The 20,988-nt window shown below is 44.5% G+C and carries 15 protein-coding genes and 1 pseudogene; 9 read left to right on the top strand and 7 right to left on the bottom strand.

The features are described 5' to 3' along the window. The first annotated feature begins 312 nt into the window (after positions 1-312). Both QUB61_RS30875 and QUB61_RS30870 read left to right on the top strand, forming a co-directional pair. Positions 313-1,032: a DUF305 domain-containing protein gene (locus QUB61_RS30875; RefSeq protein WP_333129944.1), complete on the top strand. Its 720-nt coding sequence runs from the start codon at positions 313-315 to the stop codon at positions 1,030-1,032. Between the two features lie 221 nt (positions 1,033-1,253). Next, positions 1,254-3,146: an efflux RND transporter periplasmic adaptor subunit gene (locus QUB61_RS30870; protein ID WP_445300247.1), complete on the top strand. Its 1,893-nt coding sequence runs from the start codon at positions 1,254-1,256 to the stop codon at positions 3,144-3,146. A gap of 42 nt (positions 3,147-3,188) precedes the next feature. On the opposite strand, the gene QUB61_RS30865 is transcribed toward QUB61_RS30870, so the two are convergent. Genes QUB61_RS30865 through QUB61_RS30855 form a run of 3 tightly spaced genes read right to left on the bottom strand, consistent with a single transcriptional unit; the run spans position 3,189 to position 4,752 of the window. Continuing rightward, positions 3,189-3,725: a hypothetical protein gene (locus QUB61_RS30865; protein ID WP_333129951.1), complete on the bottom strand. Its 537-nt coding sequence runs from the start codon at positions 3,723-3,725 to the stop codon at positions 3,189-3,191. After that, complete coding sequence (locus QUB61_RS30860; RefSeq protein ID WP_333129954.1) at positions 3,722-4,015, bottom strand: hypothetical protein; 294 nt, start codon at positions 4,013-4,015, stop codon at positions 3,722-3,724. The genes QUB61_RS30865 and QUB61_RS30860 overlap by 4 nt, the downstream gene beginning before the upstream one ends. Beyond that, the gene (locus QUB61_RS30855) at positions 4,015-4,752 is read right to left on the bottom strand and encodes a TIGR04255 family protein (protein WP_333129957.1); all 738 of its coding nucleotides are present in this window, start codon (positions 4,750-4,752) and stop codon (positions 4,015-4,017) included. The genes QUB61_RS30860 and QUB61_RS30855 overlap by 1 nt, the downstream gene beginning before the upstream one ends. Before the next feature lie 297 nt (positions 4,753-5,049). On the opposite strand from QUB61_RS30855, the gene QUB61_RS30850 reads away from it, so the two are divergent. Together QUB61_RS30850 and QUB61_RS30845 are read left to right on the top strand one after the other, a co-directional pair. Then, complete coding sequence (locus QUB61_RS30850; protein ID WP_333129960.1) at positions 5,050-8,163, top strand: efflux RND transporter permease subunit; 3,114 nt, start codon at positions 5,050-5,052, stop codon at positions 8,161-8,163. A gap of 39 nt (positions 8,164-8,202) precedes the next feature. Continuing rightward, positions 8,203-8,670: a hypothetical protein gene (locus tag QUB61_RS30845; protein WP_333129962.1), complete on the top strand. Its 468-nt coding sequence runs from the start codon at positions 8,203-8,205 to the stop codon at positions 8,668-8,670. A 103-nt stretch (positions 8,671-8,773) separates the two neighbouring features. Here QUB61_RS30845 and QUB61_RS30840 read toward each other — a convergent pair whose 3' ends face one another. The 4 genes from QUB61_RS30840 to QUB61_RS30825 form a co-directional block, all read right to left on the bottom strand. Then, positions 8,774-10,237 (bottom strand): ATP-binding protein, encoded by a 1,464-nt coding sequence (locus QUB61_RS30840; RefSeq protein WP_333129965.1) that lies wholly within the window; start codon positions 10,235-10,237, stop codon positions 8,774-8,776. Between the two features lie 87 nt (positions 10,238-10,324). Beyond that, complete coding sequence (locus QUB61_RS30835) at positions 10,325-11,269, bottom strand: FTR1 family protein (RefSeq protein WP_333129967.1); 945 nt, start codon at positions 11,267-11,269, stop codon at positions 10,325-10,327. Positions 11,270-11,342: 73 nt separating this feature from the next. Next, positions 11,343-12,377, bottom strand: a complete 1,035-nt coding sequence (locus tag QUB61_RS30830; protein ID WP_333129969.1) for a helix-hairpin-helix domain-containing protein — start codon at positions 12,375-12,377, stop codon at positions 11,343-11,345. A gap of 164 nt (positions 12,378-12,541) precedes the next feature. After that, on the bottom strand, positions 12,542-13,546 hold the full coding sequence (locus tag QUB61_RS30825) for a multicopper oxidase domain-containing protein (RefSeq protein WP_333129971.1): 1,005 nt from the start codon (positions 13,544-13,546) through the stop codon (positions 12,542-12,544). Between the two features lie 303 nt (positions 13,547-13,849). Between QUB61_RS30825 and rppA the strand changes: the two genes are divergently transcribed. The 5 genes and pseudogenes from rppA to QUB61_RS30800 form a co-directional block, all read left to right on the top strand. Then, entirely contained in the window at positions 13,850-14,539 is a 690-nt protein-coding gene (gene rppA, locus QUB61_RS30820; protein ID WP_333129974.1) for a two-component system response regulator RppA, read from the top strand. Positions 14,540-14,621: 82 nt separating this feature from the next. Continuing rightward, positions 14,622-14,846, top strand: coding sequence for a hypothetical protein (locus tag QUB61_RS30815; RefSeq protein WP_333129976.1), 225 nt, complete (start codon positions 14,622-14,624; stop codon positions 14,844-14,846). Positions 14,847-15,099: 253 nt separating this feature from the next. Beyond that, positions 15,100-16,431, top strand: a complete 1,332-nt coding sequence (gene rppB / locus QUB61_RS30810; protein ID WP_333129978.1) for a two-component system sensor histidine kinase RppB — start codon at positions 15,100-15,102, stop codon at positions 16,429-16,431. A 498-nt stretch (positions 16,432-16,929) separates the two neighbouring features. Beyond that, positions 16,930-18,918: a molecular chaperone HtpG gene (gene htpG, locus QUB61_RS30805; protein WP_333129980.1), complete on the top strand. Its 1,989-nt coding sequence runs from the start codon at positions 16,930-16,932 to the stop codon at positions 18,916-18,918. A gap of 1,615 nt (positions 18,919-20,533) precedes the next feature. After that, positions 20,534-20,773 (top strand): annotated as a pseudogene (locus QUB61_RS30800) (IS630 family transposase); the annotation flags it as partial. Between the last annotated feature and the right edge of the window lie 215 nt (positions 20,774-20,988).

Raw genomic sequence — 20,988 nt, 5'->3', positions numbered from 1 at the left:
GTTTCATCGGATACAGGTTTTTTATTTCTGGACGGATGAATCCGGGGGCTTGTATCCTGGATGCTTTCGGTCAAGGGGAATTGCGAAATAAATCAGAAATTCTCAAAAAAGTGGTTTGACACGCTACCCATAGGGGTAAGGCGCGCACTGTGCACCCTACATAATTCGGTTGTCAGTCCTGTAAATTTTAAATTTGAGTGCGATCGACGGCACAGCAATAATTCTTTACAATTCCGAGGCGAAAATTTCATCCTAATTTCATTTATAAGTGGAAAGCTGAAGATAAATCGCCGTTTTAAGCATATAAAATCTATGAAACCAATTTCATTAAAAACAGGCTTTGCAGCCCTGATATTGACCGCCGCAGCCGCTTTAACCAGCGGAGTGCTTGCAGCTTGTTCAAAAGCCCCTTCCAGCGAAACTCAAGCCCCAAATGTTACGGCTGCAACCGAAGCAAACAATAAGCAAGACATGGCACAAGGCGGCGGCATGGGTGGCATGAATCATGGCATGAATCACAATATGTCAATGGATTTAGGCCCGGCTGATGCCGACTACGATTTGCGATTTATTGATGGGATGACAGTACACCATCAAGGTGCTGTAAACATGGCAAAAGAGGTACTCAATAAATCCAAACGTCCGGAAATGAAAAAACTAGCAAATAACATTATTGCTGCTCAGAACCGCGAAATCAATCAAATGAAAGAGTGGCGAAAAGCTTGGTATGCCAAAGCCAGCAGTACGCCAATGGCTTATCACTCTCAAATGGGTCACATGATGGCAATGACTCCCGAACAAATGCAAAACATGATGATGAGCATGGATTTAGGGGCTGCTGACGACCAATTTGACTTGCGATTTATCAATGCGATGATTCCTCACCACGAAGGAGCTTTAGTGATGGCTGAAGATGCTTTGAAGAAGTCAAAACGGCCGGAAATGAAGAAATTAGCTCAAGAAATTCTGACTTCGCAAAAGCAAGAAATTGAGCAAATGAAACAGTGGCGGCAAGCTTGGTATAAACAGTAGTGACGGGGTGGATAAATTTATCGCAATATCTGTAGGGGCGGGTTCACCCGAATATAAATGGTAAGTGAAAAAGCCTGAGAAACCCGCCCCGGCATTGACTATTTCATCCTGATTTCATATTTATCTGCAAAACTGAGCTGTGAGTTCAGATTCGCCCCTACTCAATCATGCAATCTTGCCACTATTTCGCCTCCCCAATAAAGCTCTGCCGCGTTTCTGGGTTGCTCCTGAGCCTCGCATTCCTCACCTCTGGCGCCGCCGTTTTTGCCCACGCTGGCCACGGAAATGAATTTCACCAAAGCGGCGAAACAACTCAAATTCCAGCCGCTATTTCTGTTGATGCGGAAACATCGAAGCGGATCGGAATTAAAGTTGAGTCAGTGAAAGCTCAGCGATTGGCTGTGGGCATTAAAACTACAGGACAAATTGAAACTTTGCCAAACCAAAAAGTAGAGGTTCGGGCTCCGGTTAGCGGTACGGCGGTAGAATTGTTAGTCCAACCGGGCGACAAAGTTTCTAAAGGTCAAGCCCTTGCTGTTTTATCTAGTTCAGAATTAGGGCAATTGCGCGTGGAATCTCTCTCGAAACGTGCGGAAGCTGAGGCTGATTTGCAGCAAGCGAAAGGCGATCTCAAACTAGCACGAGAAAATTACGATCGCCAACTTCAAATATCCGCAGCAGAAATCGCCCAAGCCCAAACCCAATTGACAGCGGTAACTAAGCAGTACCAGCGAGAACAAGAATTAGTAAACAAGCGTTCAGTTGTGCAAGCGGCTAAAGAAAACTATCAACGTCAAGTTGAAATAGCGCGGGCCGAAATAGCGCGGGCCGAAACAGAATTAACTATTGCTAAAGAACAGTTCGATCGCGACAAAGAATTAGCGGCATCAGGAGCGATCGCGCGGCGCACAATGCTGGAATCGCAAGCCCACTTCGCCGAAGCAAAAGCCGCTGTTGCTAAGGCAAAAAGCCGTCCTGAAGTTATCAAATCCCAAACCGAAATTAAACAAGCCGAAGTAGACCTCCCTATGCGGGAATTGCGGGAATCTCAAGGCCGAGTAGCAGAAGCAAAAGCTCAACTTACCAGAGCTCAGAGCCGCCGGGAAGTCCTAGAAGCCGAGAACCAACTCAAACGCGGCAAAACTGCCGTCGAAGTCGCTCAGTCGCGCATTCGCTTGGCTGACGCAGCCTATCAAGCGCGGCTCCAACAATTAGGAACTGTTGCCAACGATCGAGGACTCGTTACCGTAGTTGCTCCGATTTCGGGGACGGTAGCCGATCGCGAAATCACCCCAGGAGAGTCAGTAAACGCTGAAAAACCGTTGATGAGTCTGTTAAATGACAGCCGCGTTTTTGCCACAGCCAATATTTATGAAAAAGACCTGAATCAAGTAAAACAGGGTCAAGAAGTCAGGGTAAAAGTCGCTAATTTACCCGATCGCACTTTCAAGGGAAAAATCGCCTTAATTGGGTCATCCGTGTCAGGAGAAACGCGGGTTGTTCCCGTGAAAGCAGAACTAGATAATATTAACGGTGAATTAAAGCCAGGACTGTTTGCTGAGTTGGAGATTTTAACCGACAAAACTGCCACAAATATTTTAGCAATTCCGAGTGCGGCGGTAGTGGATGTTAGCGGTAAAAAAACCGTTTACGTCCAAAATGGCAATGCTTATCAAGCTGTTGAAATTGAACTCGGTCAAACGGCCGGAGATTTAGTTGAAGTGAAGAGGGGTTTATTCGAGGGAGATTTGATAGTAACGCAGCGAGCACCTCAACTCTACGCACAATCTTTGCGGGGCGGCAGCAAGCCCTCAAAAGACGAGGAAAAGAAAAAGGTAACTCCAAAGGTAACAGAGGTTAATTTTAATAATTTACCCGTGTCTTTATGGTGGGCGGGGATAGGGGGAGGAGTTGCGATCGCATTTCTAACTTTCACAGCCGGCGTGTTGTGGGGAAATCGGCGCAAATTGCCAGCAATAGCAGCGGATTCTGGAAACAATAATTTTTCTGTCTCTGCACCGACATTAAACGCGAGTACAGTAGATGAATTGTCACTGCGGGATGACAACCATCGCGTTAAAAGTCAGGAGACAGAAGCCAAGAGTTTAAAGTAAAAATTTTGTTTAGTCTAGCAATTATAACCTACATAAAATGACTTAAAAACGCGGAATAGCCGATGGTAAACCAACTCGCATAAATAAACGTGCAAATGCCTGAGAAAAGTGTTCTAGGTAAGGAGATTTTAATCGCCAGCGATCGTTTAAATTACTAGCGTGTTTCAACACATATTCGTAAGGCAAGGTTTGGATATCTCTAAAATCTACAACCAGTGATTCTTTGTTATTATCTGGGTTCGTTGGTGATGCCAGCAGGTGCAAACCTTCTGTCCTCCCTTTTAAAACTTCATTCCATTGTCCTTTTTTCTTAAATGCTTCGTTATTTTCCTCAAATTCTGAAATAGGGTAAATTACACACAGCACTACCTGAGCTACTTTTTTATTATCCAGATCGCAGCTGTGGGTGAGAACAATTAGATCGAGTTCATTAACTTCTATTTGTACGTCTTTAATTTCACTATTTTTTCCAAAATTTGTTGGGTCAAATACTGGTATTGGTACGAGACACCCAGGCAGGTAATCACCTTGCCTGAGAGTCGATTCATTGACCTGCACCCAGAAAGGTTCTACGATCATTCTTCATCGAAAATATACGGCAGAGGTTTTTTACGCCCTTTGAACTGAGCACGCATCATTACTCGTTCCGAACGCTTTGGCGGTACTGGCTGCCAGTCTATTTCGCCAATGCTTTCTAGAGTTTGTAAGTATTGTTTGACAACTGTTAAATTCCGCAACACTTCATCAGCTAGTGCTGCAAGTTTTCGGCCTTCAGGACTTTGTAATTGAGCTGTGGGTTTTGGCTCTAACACCAGCAATTTTGGTGATGGTGAAACGCCCTTAGGATGTAGGGGGGTAATTGTAGCCATCAGTTAATCGACTCCCTTATGCGTTCTGTAATGCAAGCTTCAAAAGCTATGTTTTTTTGTTCGTGCATTTGTTCTAAAATGTGCCAAAGCCCTATTTCATCATGAGGAATATACCCTTCCAAAAATAGGTCTAAATCCAATATTATAGAAACACAATCTGGTGTGGGAGGTGGAACTATTGCTTGATTAATAACCAGCATTGTTCCCAAGTTTTCTTGCGGAATTTGTAGCTGCATAAAGTAGCCACTTAATCCTTGTGGCAAGTCAGGGGCAACTTCCGGAAATGTCCTCAAATACTCTTTGAGATCGCCAATCGGTAAAGGAATATCTAGCCTGTTAATATACCTGAGTGCTAAACGAACAATTGCTTCTGGATGTGTCAGCGAGTGATAGATATTCCACAGTCGCTTTGCTTCATCCCGAAAATTTCCCCAACAGTCGTAAGGGGCAAGCCGACTGAATGCGAAAGCATCTAAACGCAGTTGAAGAATTTGTTTTTGGTCGCCGCGGGAGGCTATATAGCCAATTGGAGATTGGCTGGCTGTTGCCCCAACACTAGCACCTGCCATCATTTGTCCCTGAAAAAGTAACACCTCTTCACGCTGAGGATACTCAGCCTGAATGCTGGAGTACACCTGCGCCAAATTGTCAAGTTTAACTTCTGGTGGAAGTTTAACTTGTATATCAATCAAGGCTTCGGTGATTGGGGCGTGCGAGTAGTGTTTTGGTGCTTGCATAATAACTATTGTAAGCTGCATTGTCAAAAATAGCAATACAGGTTATATCATTTTAGATTTTAGATTTTAGATTTTAGATTTTACATGAGTTATGAATCCGGGTTGGAAGTTAAAAGATTTCATCCTAATTTCATTTTTGGGTGTCAAGCTAAATTGAATGACTATTTAACACTGTTCAGCCAAGGAATCGCGGGGAAAGCTAGGGCAGCCGGAGCCTTTAATATCGGCTAAATTTTATTGTTAAATGGTCGATCACCCAACGGTGGCTAATAGTCATCACCTCTATAAAATCATAAAATGTTCAGCACTATTCTTAGATGGGTAATTAACCGCCGCTGGCTAGTCGTTATCGCCACCATTATTATTAGTCTTTGGACATTGTATATCATCCCCCAAATGTCCCTTGATGTCTTCCCGCCTTTTGCACCCCCGCAAGTCGAAATTCAGACGGAAGCACCGGGTCTGGCACCGGAAGAAATCGAGTCTTTGGTAACACTACCGATCGAAAGTGCGATTAACGGAACTCCTGGGGTAACAGCAGTGCGATCGTCTTCCGCTGTGGGGCTTTCTTCGGTTAAGGTAATCTTTGATTGGGGAACTGAAATTTATCAAGCGCGGCAGTTGATAACAGAACGGTTGCAGCAAGCTCAAAGCAAACTCCCTGCTGGGGTAGAAACACCGCAAATTTCTCCTACAACTTCTCCAGTCGGCCTGGTGATTACCTATGCTTTTACCTCGGAAACTACTCCTTTGATGGAAGTGCGCCGTCTGGTTGATTGGCAAGTCACAAATCGCCTTCTAGCTGTGACGGGCGTTGCTCAAGTGGTGGCTTACGGCGGCGAAGAAAGGCAGTATCAAGTATTAGTAGAACCTGCTAAGTTGAAAGCTTTTAATGTGTCGTTGCAGCAAGTTGCCGAAGCGGCTGCTGCTGCGAATGTTAATGCGCCGGGGGGGTATTTAATTACGCCGGATCGAGAAACTTTAATCCGGGGGGTGGGGCGGATTGAGTCTCTGGAAGATTTGCAGCAATCGGCGATCGACTCTCGCCACGGAACACCCGTCAGAATTGCTGATGTAGCTGATGTCAAGATTGGTGCTGCTATCAAGCGGGGCGATGGCAGTTTTAACGGCAAAAAAGCTGTGATTGTGATGGTAAACAGACAGCCAGTTGCTGATACTCCGACGGTAACTAAAGCGGTTGAGGCAGCAATGGCTGAGGTGCAGCAAGCTCTGCCAAAAGATATTAAAGTTACTGTGACTTTTCGACAGGAAGAATATATTAATTCCTCGGTGGAAAATGTGCGATCGGCTTTAGTTGAAGGTAGTATCATTGTCACCCTTATTCTCATCCCGTTTTTGATGAATTGGCGCACTCTGACGGTTGTTTTGCTGGATTTCTTTCTGACTTGGCTGTTGGGTTTGCTGGCGATGAATTGGCTGGGGCTGGGGCTGAATACGATGACTTTGGGGGGTTTGTCGGTGGCGATCGGCACTGCGATCGACGATGCGATCGTCTATGCGGAAAATACCTACCGCAATTTGAGAGAAAATACGTCTTCTCTTCATCCACGTCCGGTGATGGATGTGATTTTTGACGGCAGTCAAGAGGTGCGCGATTCTTTAATTGGAGCGACTGTTATTGGCATTGTGGTGTTTTCGCCAATTTTTACTTTGCCCGGTGTAGAAGGTAGGATTTTTACGCCGATGGGGATTACTTATTTGGTAGTTGTTGTAATTTCTAGTCTGGAATCACTGTTAATATCTCCGGCCCTTTGCGCTATTTTGTTGCCTAACAAACGCATGAGTGCTGCGGAACCTTGGCTGCCGAGAGTTTGCAAAAAAATATATCATTTTTTGATAAATTTTTCAATGCGCTATTCGGGGATTATTTTAGCTTTAGCTGCTGCTAGCATGGTGGCTACATTAATTATTTTGCCATCCTTTGGACGGGTGTTTTTGCCGGAGTTTCAGGAGCAAACTTTGGTGAATACTATTCTGCTTTATCCGGGGGTGTCTTTGGAGACAACAGATAGCGCGGCTTTTGCTATTGAAGATGCACTTAAGGATGATAGCAGGTTTGAATACGTGCAAGTGCGATCGGGCAGAGCTCCGGGAGATGCTGATGCTGCGGGAGTCAATTTAGCTCACATTGATATCGGTTTGAGCGAGGCTGGGATGAAAAACAGGCCGAAAACTTTGGAGTCGCTGCGGCAGGAATTTGCTAAATTGCCGGGAGTTGCACCAAATATCGGCGGTTTTATTTCTCACCGGATGGATGAGGTTTTATCTGGTGTCAGAAGTCAGATTGCTGTCAAAATCTTTGGCCCGGATTTGGATCAACTTCGCATCATCGGTGCCCAAGTTGAAGAGCAAATGAAAACCGTTGACGGAATTGTGGATTTGCAACTCGAACCGCAGGTGCCAGTGCCACAAATTCAAATTAAGTTTAACCGTCAAGCTGCGGGTAGATACGGTTTGAAAATCGGAGAGCTTTCTGAAATAATTGAGACAGCTTTAAACGGCAAAGTTGTTTCTCAAGTTTTGGAGGTGCAGCAAACTTTTGACTTAGTTGTTTGGTTGCAGCCTGAAGCTAGAAACAACCTAGAAACTATTCAGAATTTGTTGGTTGATACTCCCAGCGGTAACAAGATTCCCCTCGCCCAAGTTGCGACTGTTAAATACGGTACGGGGCCAAATACGATTAACCGCGAGAATGTTTCCCGGTTGATTGTGGCGGCGGCTAATGCTAAAGGTAGGGATTTGCGATCGGTTGTGAATGAAATTCAAGCTAAAGTAAAACGAGAGGTCGAGTTGCCTTTTGGCTATTTTATCCAGTACGGCGGTCAATTTGAAGCAGAACAAAGAGCTTCGCAAAATATTATGATATTTAGTGCGATCGCCTTTTTGGTAATTACAGTATTGATGTACTTGTCCGTCAAGTCTATCGCTTCAACTGCTACGATCGTGATTAATTTGCCGATCGGATTAGTGGGAGGAGTAATTGCGGTAGCTTTGACGGGCGGCATCATCTCTGTAGCTTCTTTAGTTGGCTTTGTCACTTTATTTGGCGTTGCCACCCGCAACGGCTTGTTATTAGTAGACAACTACAACACTAAATTTGCCGAGGGAATGCCTTTTAAGGAAGCTATTGTTAAAGGCTCGATGGAACGGCTCAACGCCATCCTGATGACCGCTTTAACTTCAGCTTTGGGTTTAGCACCTTTAGTCTTAGAAGGGGGGGCAGGCAAAGAAATCCTCCAACCGCTGTCAGTAGTAGTTTTAGGCGGATTATTTACTTCTACAGCCTTGACACTGTTAGTTTTGCCAGCTTTGTATGCTCAATTTGGTAAGTTTTTACGACCTCAAGAACCTCAGGCCGCTGTTGAAGACGCCAAGGTAGTTAATGTGTGATATTTTCTAATTAGTGTCAGTCAGCAAGGAGTCAAACCAATGAAATCGCTCAAATCAAATTTAATTGTTCTAGGCAGTGTGGGATTGCTGTTTTTGGGAGCTTGCAGTAAAGGCGACCAAGCAAGCGATCAAAATAGCACTCCAGCCTCCCCTCCTGTTGCCTCTCAACCTGCGTCTTCGGCTCCTGCAACAGCAACTAAAGGGGGGCAAGTGGTAAAGTCTGGAGCTTACTATTTAGAGTTTGTACCTGAAAAAGAAGCTACGGGAACTCATTTAGATGTTTTTTTGCAAAAAGGGGATAAAAAGGAACCAGTTGCTAACGCCAAAGTGACGGCTCAAGTGCAGTTGCCGAATGGAAAACAGCAAACCCTAGCTCTCAAGTATGATGCTGAGGGCAAACATTACGCTGTGGTGTTTCCCGGCAAAGATGCAGGAAGTTATCCCGTGAAAGTTACTGCGGATATTAACGGAGAAAAAGTTGACGGTCGTTTTACCTTCAATCAATAGATAGCTGATTGATTAATCCAGTGTTAATAATTTAAATTGTCAAAAATTTGAATCAATTAGTTCAAATTGCAATTTCAAATCTACCATTGGCAATTCAAACTGCCTACGGTATTTCCACTAATCTGCTAGTTTCAAGGCGCTTCTGCGTTATTGGCAGCGAAATTACAAATTCCGTCCCTTCTCCAAGTCCCGAAAGGCACTCCAAGCAGCCACAGTGGTTTTCTCGAACAATTTGGCTGCTAATTGATAACCCTAAACCCGTTCCTTTACCGGCGGGTTTTGTGGTAAAAAAGTGATTAAATATTTTATCTTTGACTTCTTCAGTCATGCCAGGGCCGTTGTCGGAAATGCGGATGATTGCCCGATCGCCTTCCGCCACTTCTGTGCTAATCTGAATGCTAGGACAGCTTCTCTCGCTATTCAAAACAGGCGAATTAGAAGTGTCTCGCAAAACATCAATGGCATTACTGATAATGTTCATGAATACCTGATTTAGTTGCCCTGCATAACATTCAACCAGCGGTAAATCGCCGTACTCTTTAATCAGTTGGATAGCAGGGCTGGTGCCATTTTCTTTCAGTCGGTGCTGGAGAATTAGCAGGGTACTGTCGATTCCTTCGTGAATGGAAGCAAAACTCATACCGTCTGTGTCTAAACGCGAAAAATTGCGCATCGACGAAACAATCACGCAGATTCTGTCAGTTCCTACCTTCATTGAACAAAGGAGTTTTGGCAAGTCTTCCCTTAAAAAATTGAGTTCTACTTTCTCAATTTCTTCTTGGATTTCTGCTGCTGGATTGGGATAATATTTGTCATATAAATTGACTAGCCGCAATAAATCTTCAACATAATTGCGGGCGTAGGCGATATTTACATGAATAAAGTTGATGGGATTGTTAATTTCGTGGGCAATTCCTGCTGTCAGTTCTCCCAAAGCTGATAACTTTTCGGTATGTACTAATTGAGCTTGGGTTTGCTGGAGTTGTTGCAAAGCTAGTTCTAGTTCTTGGGCTTTTTCTCTCAGTTGCAACTCAGATTGTAGCAGGGCTCTTTTGGCTTCTTTTCGTTCTAAAATTTCTTTACTTAAAGAAGCATTTGCTATGGAAAGTTTGGCTGTTCTTGCTTTCACTCGCTGTTCTAATACTTCTGCTAGTTCAGCAAGTGCTGCCTCCGCTTTACGGCGTTCTGCAATCTCATTTCCTAATGCTAAGTTGGCGGCTTCTAGCTTTGCAGGACTGGGAAGTGCCAGTGCAAAAGGCATCAATGTTAATAGCAACAAAACTGAACTTCCGGCTACGAAAGCTGTAATTGCTTTCATGAACTCTGACACTAAAGATTGAGGAAACCAAACATACCATGTTTCTATGACGTGGATTGTGCCGCAGGTGACGAAGAAAGCTCCAAATACCAGGAACATCCACTGAAAGGGGATATCTCGCCCTTTGTAAAGGGCATAAACTAGCATTGTGGGAATTGCATAATAGGAAACTACGATGATAATTTGCAGCCAGTTCCAACTAGGCATTCCCGAGTTGACTAAAACCGAAGTAATTGCTAAGCAAATCATAAAAATCCTTGATGGTAATCGGGTCAATTTTTACGAATTATACTCGATTAGATCGATGCACCATTTATGGCGATCGCACTTTATTTCCTATTTCGTTGCCTGTCTTTTTTTGAAGGAGAAGAAAACTCTACCTGCCAGACTTTGGAAGTAGATGCCCCCGACAGTAATTAAAAAGACGAAATAGGCGATCGCCTGCACGACATAGAGCTTATCCGTGTAGCCAAACAACGCACTCAACAGCAAACCGGGAAACTTGTCTTCTGGTAGCAGTTTCGAGGTATTCCAGACCATTGGCCCGAGAATGCAAGAGTGCACTTTGGCAAATCTTTCGTAATAGAAACACAGTGCGGCTGATTCGCGATTTGCTTGCGATAAAATATTCACCGCGCTGTCAAAAAGTCCCAAAGTTGATACCACTAAGCCTGCTACAATGAAGAGCAATAAAATGCCCATATATTTGAAAAACAGGCGGATATTAATTTTGACTCCCCATTTAAACAGCAGGACACCAAGTCCGGTGGCTGAGAGAATGCCCGCCAAAGCACCAATCGCTGGCATAATCCCTTGTTGAAACTTGGCAACGACAAACAAAACGGTTTCAAATCCTTCGCGTAAAACGGCAATCAAAACTAAACTAAATACGCCCCAGCCGGCATGAGAATTTTGGGTTAAAGCAGCACTTACGGCGCCTTCAACTTCGGCTTTCATAAATCGCGCTTGCTTGGTCATCCAAATCAGCATCCAGCTCAGCATTGCTATTGCTATAACCCCAAAGGTTGCCTCTAGCAGCGACTCCATAATTGGTGCAAAAGGCTGATTGGATGCGGACAAAATTTGAATAGTCCAGCCGAACAGTACACCTATCAAAGCGCTGGCAATAAGTCCAACTCCAACACCCCCAAAAACCCAAGGACTTAAATAACTTTGTCCCGACTTTTTGAGGCAAGCGAGAACGATTCCGACAACTAAGGCGGCTTCGACTCCTTCGCGGAGAGTAATTACAAATGTGGGCAATGCTTCGCTAAAATTCATGTTTTTAGTTGAGGTAATATCGGGAGGTAATTGGTAAATTTTTTACCAATTACCGTGGTTTCAGTTAACTTTTTTAAGAGGCGGGTTTGAGAACTTTTTGGCTGTCGTTCTCGATCGCTTTAACTAGCTGGGTGACTTGTTCGGTGGTTTTTACAGGGGCGGCAGGCGCGATCGCACTTGGCCAACTTGTCTTAAGTTCAGTCATGTTGGCAACAATTGCTTTGTCGGTTTCCGGGCTAGTTTTAGCCACTTGTTCGGCGATATCTTTGTACAGCGTTTCCGCGTACATGACAAAACCCCGCGAATCTTGGTATTCAATAATTGCGGAAATTTTGCCGTTAGCAACTGCCGCTCCGTATTCGGAATTAGCTGTATCTAGCAAGCCGTTAATCACTTGCAGCACGAATTTCGGATCTTTGCGCTGCGCTTCGGGAAGAGCGGCAATTGCTCCATCTACAGCTTGCATCGATGTGGTAAATTCCGCATTCACTTGAGCCGGATCTTTTGCGCCTGCTTTAACTAAATCCTGCAATTTAATTAAAGTAGCCTTAAATTCGGGAATTTTACGCTCGTTTAGCTGATCTTCCACATCGGCATAAATTTCTTCTACTGGATGCCCGATGTGCGGTTCTGCTTGGTCGGGTTTGCCTTGATCCAAGAGTTCTTGGGCCACGATAAGATGCCCTTTCATCAAGCCGAGTTTAGTCATGTAGTCTACATCTTTGGCTTCGCCTGTGAGTACGATATCCTCAATAGTTACCAAGTCTTTGATTTGGTCGAATTGGGCTTGAGTAATGACATTTTTTGAAACCAATTCTTCGACTTTTCCGTAAGGGCGGCTGGCTTGAATTTTGTTAGAAAGTGCTGGTATTCCTAACTTGGCTTCGAGTTTATCTAACTCCGAAAGAATGGCAGTATTGATGTTAATGCCGGGCTTTCCTCCGTGATTCCCGCTGTGACCGCTTGTGGCTGCGGGAATCGCGGCGGGTGAGGCGCCCGGTGAGGCGGTGCTGCCGGTGTTGCTGGCTGTGGGGGAAACGCAACCAGCCAGAGCAACGAGGATGGCTGTAGCAGCGGCGGTCGGTAATAAACGAAAAGTTGATAACATGGCAGTTGCTAATTTTTACGTTATGTGCATTTTGGCTCACAAGTTATTAAGAAAGATTCTCAATTATTTGGGAGCTATTCATTCTACCTATTTGCGATCGACCTTGTCAAATAATTTCATACTTTCTTTATTTGAATCGGCGCACCGCGGTAGCAGGGTTTGGGTTAAGCGATGACTTCAAATACCCCCATGCAGCCTGCTTCGGCGATCGCATCTTGATGGGGATGAAACATAAATTTTCCAGCGTAGCCGTAGGTAAATTCTAAAATATGCCGTTCAGCTACTCCCATTGTGATTACATCGGTTCTTTCACTGGGAGTCAAAGTCATTCCCGTGCGATATACGTCAAAAAAGTTGGCGTGCAGGTGAAAAGTAACTGCTGCTTCGTACTCAATCAGGTTGAGAACGTACAGCCGGATTAGCTGATTTCGGTAAATAGGGATCGGGTTGTTCATGTAATAATTGGGCAACCCGTTAAAAGCGTAAAGTTCGTTTTTTTCGTCGTCGTTTACGTCGTATCCTCCCATGATTAACAAGATTTCATCGGCGGGAGGGCGGGGTTTTGGCGGATCGATGATGAACATTCCATAGAGTCCTTTACCTATATGGCGAGTTACGGGCTCAATATGGCAGTGATATAGATGCAATCCGTAGGGATTGGCATCGAATTCATAAATAAATACCGAACCGTTTTTCACTGGTTTAACGCCATCCATTTCGCTGGTATGAACGCCGTGAAAGTGCAGCGAATGAGAATGTCCGGCTTTGTTATAAAAAATGACGCGGATACGATCGCCCTCAGTTGCCCTCAATGTCGGCCCCGGCACGCGATTGTTCACGTTCCAGGTGTTGAAAGTGACCGCGCTGTTAAGTTGGACGATCGAAGTATTAGCTTCCAGGCGAAATTCGCGTACCGTGCGCCCGTTTTCGCGCGTCACCGTGCCGTAATCAAAATCCCGCGCAATTTGCATCGGGTTGATATTGCTGACGGTGACTGCATCTGCGGGCATTGGCGGTACTCTCGCCACAGCCGATCGTTTTTGGGTGAAATTTTGCAATGCGATCGCGCTGCCCGCTACCCCAGCACCAGCTATTCCTAGCTGTAGCAGTTGGCGGCGACTCCAGCGCCCCGGCTTTTTCATGGCGGGACGATCGGATAAGTCTGCCATACTTCTTGATAATTATTCTCAAAAATTTGATTGCATTTGAGTATAAGACATTTCCAACTTATTGTCAATAATTGTCAACTGCTATCTTTTCCTGCGAAGTCAATCGATTTTAGATTTTAGATTTTAGATTTTAGATTTATTCCCGTCAGTCAGCCTGCGCGTTGGAATGAATCCGGGGGCTTGCAATCCAATTAGTTTGGGTCATAAAATTTCATGCTGATTTCATGTCAGTATGCGATCTTAGATGTGGGGTAGATGCTGCCGCTAACAATGTATAAGGATTTACCGCTATAAATTAGAGTTATGAGAGTTTTGCTAGTTGAAGACGAGCCAGATTTAGGAAAAGCGATCGAGCGCACTTTAAAGCAGGAAAAATATATAGTTGATTGGGCTTTGGATGGCAGTGAAGCTTGGGAATATTTAGACAGCCAGTGGACGCAATATAATCTGGCTATTTTTGACTGGTTGCTACCAGGATTGTCAGGATTGGAACTGCTGGGGAGATTGCGTGCTAAACATAGCGCACTGCCCGTTTTGATGCTAACAGCAAAAGACCGAATGGAAGATAAAGTTGCGGGACTAGATGCCGGGGCTGACGATTATTTAGTTAAACCTTTTGGGATGGCGGAACTGTTAGCAAGATTGCGGGCTTTGCAAAGGCGATCGCCCCAAATCCAACCGCAACAGCTACAGGTAGGAAATCTAGTTCTCGACTGCGGAAATCGCACTGCTTGTCATCTCGAACGCAACGGCAAAAACCAGATAATTTCGCTGACAAACAAAGAATTTCACCTGTTAGAATATTTTATGAAACATCCGAACCAAATTGTCACCACCGACCAAATTAGGAATCAGCTATGGGAAGCAACTGCGGATACCTTTAGCAATGTAGTAGCCGCTCAAGTGCGCTTGCTGCGGCGCAAACTCGAATCAGTTGGCTGCGCGAATTTAATTGAAACCGTACACGGCGTCGGATACCGCATGAGAAATTAAAGCTGGGGCAACGGCGGGAGGATTATATCTCATTTCCAGTATCTGGCTATAATATAGAAAGTCGAATACAAAAATAACTGCCATGAAAGATTTAATCCAACAAGAGTTAGAAAAGCTCGATCTCGAACAACTCAAACAAGTATTTCAATTTATTGCATTTCTGAAATTTCGTGCCAGATTAGTTACTAATCTAGCAGTAGATGAAAGTAACTTAGCCACACTCTACAGCGAATTTGCCGAAGAAGACCGACAACTTGCGGAACTCGGAATGAGCGAATATGCAGAACTCCTAAAACATGAAAATTAACTTCCAGCAATAGCCGGGAAAGCGATTTCATTCTTGCTCTGCCTCGAAGAGATTCCATGAAAATTGGAGGCAGAGCCTCCGGATCTGCGTTACCAGGCAGAGCCTGGGAACGAGTAAACGAGTAAATTGGAGGCCTAGCCTCCGGATATGCGTGCCCAGGCTCTGCCGGGGAACGAGTAAAAACGAGTAAAATTAAATTTTGTGGAACAGGCATCTTGCCTGTTCTTAACAATTATATAAAATCTCAGTTAAAATGAATCAAAATAAACTATTTAACCGGACTCGCTGGCAATTAGCCATTTCCTATGCGGCTGTAATGGGTTTGATTTTAAGCTTGTTGGGATTTGGCGTATATAAGGCGATCGCCCACGCTCACTGGGTAGCCATAGACCGCGAATTAGAATCAGTAGCCGGGACGCTACACGACAGCCTAGAACTCAAATTGCAGCAGCCCGGACGCCTGGAACCAATAGTAAACGAACTTTTGCCCAACCTCCGCGTAATTGGAGTTAACGGCATTAAAAAACAGTTGCCAGAACGCCATATTTTAAGCGCTATCAACCAAAGCTTTTACTATATCCGTTTATTTGATAATTCAGGAAATTTGATTGCGACAGCCGGCGCTTATCCAGAAGAATTACCACCGATATTTAACTCACAACAGTGGCAAACAATCACTGACATCCAAGGCAATAGTTATCACCAAATTTCTGTATCGCTGCACACCCAAAATCACGAAAATTGGGGATATTTTCAAGTGGGGCGGAGCTTGCAAGACTTCAACGATTATCTCAGTACAGTCAAATTAATTTTAAAGTTGGGATTGCCGACTGCGTTAATTTTGGTAGGCTTTTCTAGTTGGTGGCTGGCTGGATTGGCAATGAAACCCATTTATTCTTCCTACCGACAAATCCAACAGTTTACAGCGGATGCTGCCCACGAATTGCGGACGCCTTTAGCGGCATCCCAAGCAACAGTAGAATCAGCGCTTTTGATGTCTGAATTGGATGAAAAAGAAGCGCGGGAAATTTTGCGAACTGTAGAGCGGCAAAACCGCAGATTGACTCAGTTAGTGGCTGATTTGTTGCTGTTGGCGCGGATGGACTCTCAAGCGATCGCCGATCGCCCTCAGCTTTGTTGTTTGAATGACCTGGTTAGCGATTTAGTAGAGGAATTGGCAGCTTTGGCGATCGCCTCCGAGGTAGCCCTAACATCGTCCATCCGCGTACAGCAGCAATTAAATGTTGTCGGCGATGCCGATCGACTTTACCGTTTGGTTGCTAATTTAATTGTTAATGCCATTCAATACACTCCGGCTGGGGGAAAAGTAACAGTTATTTTAGATTGCAGCCACCAGGAGGCGATCGTTCAGGTTCAAGATACCGGTATTGGGATGGCGGCTGCAGATTTAGAGCGAATATTCGATCGATTCTACCGAGTCAACAGCGATCGATCCCGCAATACCGGCGGTTCGGGACTGGGATTGGCGATCGCCCAAACCATAGCCCGGGCACATCGTGGCAGCCTCAGCGCCAGCAGCGAATTGGGGCAAGGCGCTACTTTCCTGCTGCGGTTGCCTTTGTGAGCTACTATTTGACATCTCCCCAGCCCTTTCATAGACGGGGATTCATAAGACTATAATGGAGGTCTTACAGGTGCTGACAAATCACCTCTACACGCTCAAAACAACTACCATTACCAGAGGTATTGCAATTGCGCTTACTTTTGTTTTACTTTCGGAGTCCATCACAACGCCAGATAGGTACGCTCCATGTTCACCATTACTTGTTTACCCAGGCTACGGTCATGCCGAGACGAGATAACTCAGGGGTTTCTCCTTAATAAAACACTTCTTCACGTAGATGGTTGTTCTTATTTGCAATTTAATTCTAGCATATTGAGGGCGGTTGAAACCGCCGCCGCGTTCCTCCCCATGATGTAAGCCATTGGCTTCTCGCTCAATTATGGTGAGGGAAACCGAATCATCTTTTTAGGGTAATCCCTTTTGCAGAAGAGAGCACGATCGCCGAAAATCATTAAATAGCTATTTCTCAGCAATTAGCAGTCATCACAGAGAAAAATTATGACAGTTTTAGAACAGGGAACAATCTCAATCCATACCGAGAATATTTTCCCGATCATCAAAAAGTCCCTATACACCGACCACGAAGTCTTCTTGCGGGAACTAATTTCTAACGCCGTCGATGCCATTGCAAAACTCAAAATGGTTTCCCGTTCCGGCGAATACAGCGACGACATTGGCGAACCGCAAATCAACATTGCCATTGACAAAGAAAACAAAACCCTCTCTATTTCCGATAACGGGATCGGCATGACCCCCGACGAGGTAAAAAAATACATCAACCAAGTCGCTTTCTCCAGCGCAGAAGAATTTATTCAAAAATACCAAGGCAACGGCGACGACGCAATTATTGGTCACTTCGGCCTCGGTTTCTACTCTTCTTTCATGGTCGCTCAGAAAGTAGAGATTGATACTCTTTCTTACCAAGAAGGCTCCCAAGCAGTACACTGGTCTTGCGACGGTTCCCCCGCTTTTGAACTATCAGAATCCTCCCGTACCGAACGCGGCACTACTATTACTCTTACACTCCAAGATGAAGAACAAGAATATCTAGAGCCCAGCCGCATCAAGCAGTTAATCAAAACTTACTGCGATTTCATGCCAGTTCCCATCAAATTTGAGGGAGAGGAACTAAACAAGCACAAAGCAATTTGGCGGGACTCAGCCAGCAATTTGCAAAAAGAAGATTACTTAGAACTGTACCGCTACCTTTACCCGTTCCAAGACGAGCCTCTGCTGTGGGTACACCTGAATACAGATTATCCTTTCATTGTTAACGGAATTCTTTTCTTTCCCAAACTGCGGCCGGATGTCGATGTTACCCAAGGCAATATTAAGCTATTCTGCAATCAGGTTTTTGTCAGCGACCACTGCGAAGAAATTATCCCGAAATTCTTGATGCCGCTGCGGGGAGTCATTGACAGTACCGACATTCCGCTGAACGTTTCTCGCAGTTCTTTGCAAAGCAATCGCACGGTGCGGAGAATCGCTGATTATATTGCGAAAAAAGTGGGCGATCGGCTAAAAGAACTCTACCGCGACGACCGCAACGAATACATCCGCTGCTGGCAAGATATCGGCACTTTTGTCAAGTTTGGAACTCTGAACGATGACAAGTTCAAAAAGCAAGTCGAAGATATTTTAATCTACCGCAGCACCTACGAACCAACAGCGGACAAGCCAGAAACTGTAACGCCCGAAGTTCAGGTGCAAACTGAGGAAGGAGATTTGTGGCAAGATGTAACTCCGAAGTCGGAAACTTCTACTTCGACGCAGCCTTACACGACGCTGAAAGAGTATTTGGAACGCAATCAAAAACGCCACGAAAATCGCGTGTTTTATTGTACAGATCCGGCGTCTCAAGCAACTTACGTGGCAATGCACAAAAGCCAAGGTTTAGAAGTGCTGTTTATGGATTCTTTCATCGACACGCACTTTATTAGTTTCTTGGAACGAGAATACTCAGATGTCAAATTCTCCCGGGTTGATTCCGACATCGACGAAACGCTAATTGACAAAGAGAAAGAAGCGGAAATTGTCGATCCGGCGACGAATAAGACTCGCAGCGAACAAGTTAAAGAAATGTTCCAAAAAGCTCTCAATAAGCCGAAAGTGAACATTCGCACAGAAGCTTTGAAGTCTGACTCTGCGGAGGCGACGCCACCTGCGATCGTACTTTTGCCGGAAGCTTTGCGCCGGATGCGGGACATGACGGCGCTTTTGCAGCAGCAAGCGGCCGAATTCCCCGAAGAACACGTTTTGCTGGTGAATACGTCTCACCCGCTGATTCAAAATCTGGCTAGTTTGAGTCAGGGTGCGATTATTCAAGGCAGCGGCGAGTCTCCGTCAACTCAGTTGGCGAACATGATTTGTCACCACGTTTACGACTTGGCTTTGATGGCCCAGAAGGGTTTCGATGCTGAAGGGATGAAAGAGTTTGTCGAGCGATCGAATCAAGTCTTGACAAAATTGACTGAACGTGCAATGTAATTACCCCCCCAACCCCCCCAAGCTTCGGGGGGAGCAAGAGTTTATTTCCCTTGCTGAGCGGGCGATCGGGTGTTTTTTGTCCCCCCCTTAACAAGGGGGGCTAGGGGGGTTCTGCGCTGTTGCTATATAATGAGTCCCCAGTGTTATAATATCGATCGAAGGAGCTGGTGCTGTTGGAACCTTAAATGGTTGGTAGGGCATACCGAGAGATTGAGACCTCGGCTACCGATACAGGGTCGCCCAGACCTGACCTTAAGTTCGATTCTTGAGCCTTTCATTTCAATCCTTGGTGTCAATCGTCTTCTGGTTTTGTAGTTCGCGAGTTAACTCTTCAACTTGTTTTTTCTACCGATCGCGTTCGAGTTCGATATTTTTGATTGACTGCGATAAGTATTTTTGCGTGTCTCCAAGTTTTCGGCTTAGTATTCTGTTGATGTCTCGAAGGTTTCGGACGTTATCGCGTCTTTTTTTTGTTTTTGTGTTTCTGACATTGTGGTAAATTGGTTTGAGATTTTGTGGAGATAACAACAATTTTAGATAACTGCTCTTAACGCCGCTAGTCCCGCAAGATAGAGTGGGTAGAACTAATAGAAGAATTTTTTGGCGATTGTCGTCGGTTTTCGGTCTTTGGCTGGGTTATGATATGCCAAGATTATCGGCGTCAAGATTGCGAATAATTGAATGAAGCTGTTAGACGTTGCCACGTAGATAATATTGGTTATAGTCCACCCAGTCCACCACATCCGAGATCCTTTTCCTTTCAAGTTAATCATCAGCAGCGGGCAAGTCACGGCGTACCAGCCCTAGCTTACTTGTAAACCTTGTGCTACGATCATTCCTCCTATTAAATATAGGATTTTTGGCGGCGATTTGTGAATTTGATTAAATGTTATAGTAGCTACTCCCAAGCTAATTAATATATTTAGCTGTAAATTTCTGAATAATAGAAGATGCGAAGGGCGATTATTCCGAATAATAGTAATCTAGTAATTAAAGGTTTAGCGGGGGTGTCTGGTTCTCGTCTTTTCCAATTTTGCGCAAAAATCCATGCTCACATCGGAAAACTTAACCGACCAATGATGCGCATCGGTTCCGCTTCTAGTAATAACCCGATCTAAGCGATTAACATTAAAATTGTTGTTAGCCATTTAATTTGATTTTGACTCATATTGATTGTGTTCTTTGTCATTGATTTTTAAATTCTGTTATAACTGACATACCTTTTTGTGTGATTTCGGAAAATTTTTCTTGTTCCTGCCAATATCCATTTACTAAATCACTATTTTTCAAGACATTTAATCATTGATAAACTCCAATTAGAGAGGGAATTCTATTTATATTTGCCCGAGGTATTTTTTGAACAATTTTAGCTAAGGATAGCTTGTTTTGTGATGACATTACTGCCCAGAAAAATACAGCAGTTTCCGCTGTTATGTGGTACAATAAAATATCATTTTTGTAGTCAAACCGTCGGAAAGCGTATTCTATCGAGCTCCGGCAAAAAATAGTGAAGGCTCATTTGGCAGAAAAGATGTCAAGCGAGGAAGGTAGCTACTAGATTGGGAGTCAGTAAAAGTCTAGTCCAAAAACTGGTGCAACACAATCGGCAGAAGGATTGAAGCGACAAACGGAAACAGGAGACTTTTTAGCGTTACCCAATGAACCACCCGGCAATGGTCATAAAATTACTGATTGGGATAAATTTCGTGAGAACGCCTTGACTAATGGGAATAAAACTCAAGTTGAAATTGCTTTACTTTGGGATGGAGAAATTAGCTCGCGCACAATATCGAGAGCCTTGAAAAAAATTGGTTTTACTCGAAAAAAAAAGACCTATGGCATTCCAAGAACGGATCGAGGATGTCTTACACCTTGCATCCGGCGCAGCCTTGGCGGTTGCTATACAACCAAAACCGTTTTCCTTGCCATGACCGCGCTAACTGCAGCCGATCCTTGAAAACTTCTATATTTACAGAGCCTTTGGGCATATCGCAGATCATTTGTGACAAGTTAAGAAAAAGTGCAAATTGTCAAGGGGGTAGACAAAAAAAGGTAAAATAGGATGAAACC

It is taken from the genome of Microcoleus sp. C2D2, from assembly GCF_036702495.1.
Lineage (GTDB): Bacteria > Cyanobacteriota > Cyanobacteriia > Cyanobacteriales > Microcoleaceae > Microcoleus.
The sequence above is the reverse complement of the archived record's forward strand: the minus strand, read 5'-3'. Positions and strand labels throughout refer to the sequence as shown.

Coding starts and splice junctions, on each gene's coding strand:
- QUB61_RS30875 (WP_333129944.1), top strand. CDS start 313: ATGAAACCAATTTCATTAAAAACAGGCTTTGCAGCCCTGATATTGACC.
- QUB61_RS30865 (WP_333129951.1), bottom strand. CDS start 3,725: ATGATCGTAGAACCTTTCTGGGTGCAGGTCAATGAATCGACTCTCAGG.
- QUB61_RS30860 (WP_333129954.1), bottom strand. CDS start 4,015: ATGGCTACAATTACCCCCCTACATCCTAAGGGCGTTTCACCATCACCA.
- QUB61_RS30855 (WP_333129957.1), bottom strand. CDS start 4,752: ATGCAAGCACCAAAACACTACTCGCACGCCCCAATCACCGAAGCCTTG.
- QUB61_RS30850 (WP_333129960.1), top strand. CDS start 5,050: ATGTTCAGCACTATTCTTAGATGGGTAATTAACCGCCGCTGGCTAGTC.
- QUB61_RS30845 (WP_333129962.1), top strand. CDS start 8,203: ATGAAATCGCTCAAATCAAATTTAATTGTTCTAGGCAGTGTGGGATTG.
- QUB61_RS30840 (WP_333129965.1), bottom strand. CDS start 10,237: ATGATTTGCTTAGCAATTACTTCGGTTTTAGTCAACTCGGGAATGCCT.
- QUB61_RS30835 (WP_333129967.1), bottom strand. CDS start 11,269: ATGAATTTTAGCGAAGCATTGCCCACATTTGTAATTACTCTCCGCGAA.
- QUB61_RS30830 (WP_333129969.1), bottom strand. CDS start 12,377: ATGTTATCAACTTTTCGTTTATTACCGACCGCCGCTGCTACAGCCATC.
- QUB61_RS30825 (WP_333129971.1), bottom strand. CDS start 13,546: ATGGCAGACTTATCCGATCGTCCCGCCATGAAAAAGCCGGGGCGCTGG.
- rppA (WP_333129974.1), top strand. CDS start 13,850: ATGAGAGTTTTGCTAGTTGAAGACGAGCCAGATTTAGGAAAAGCGATC.
- QUB61_RS30815 (WP_333129976.1), top strand. CDS start 14,622: ATGAAAGATTTAATCCAACAAGAGTTAGAAAAGCTCGATCTCGAACAA.
- rppB (WP_333129978.1), top strand. CDS start 15,100: ATGAATCAAAATAAACTATTTAACCGGACTCGCTGGCAATTAGCCATT.
- htpG (WP_333129980.1), top strand. CDS start 16,930: ATGACAGTTTTAGAACAGGGAACAATCTCAATCCATACCGAGAATATT.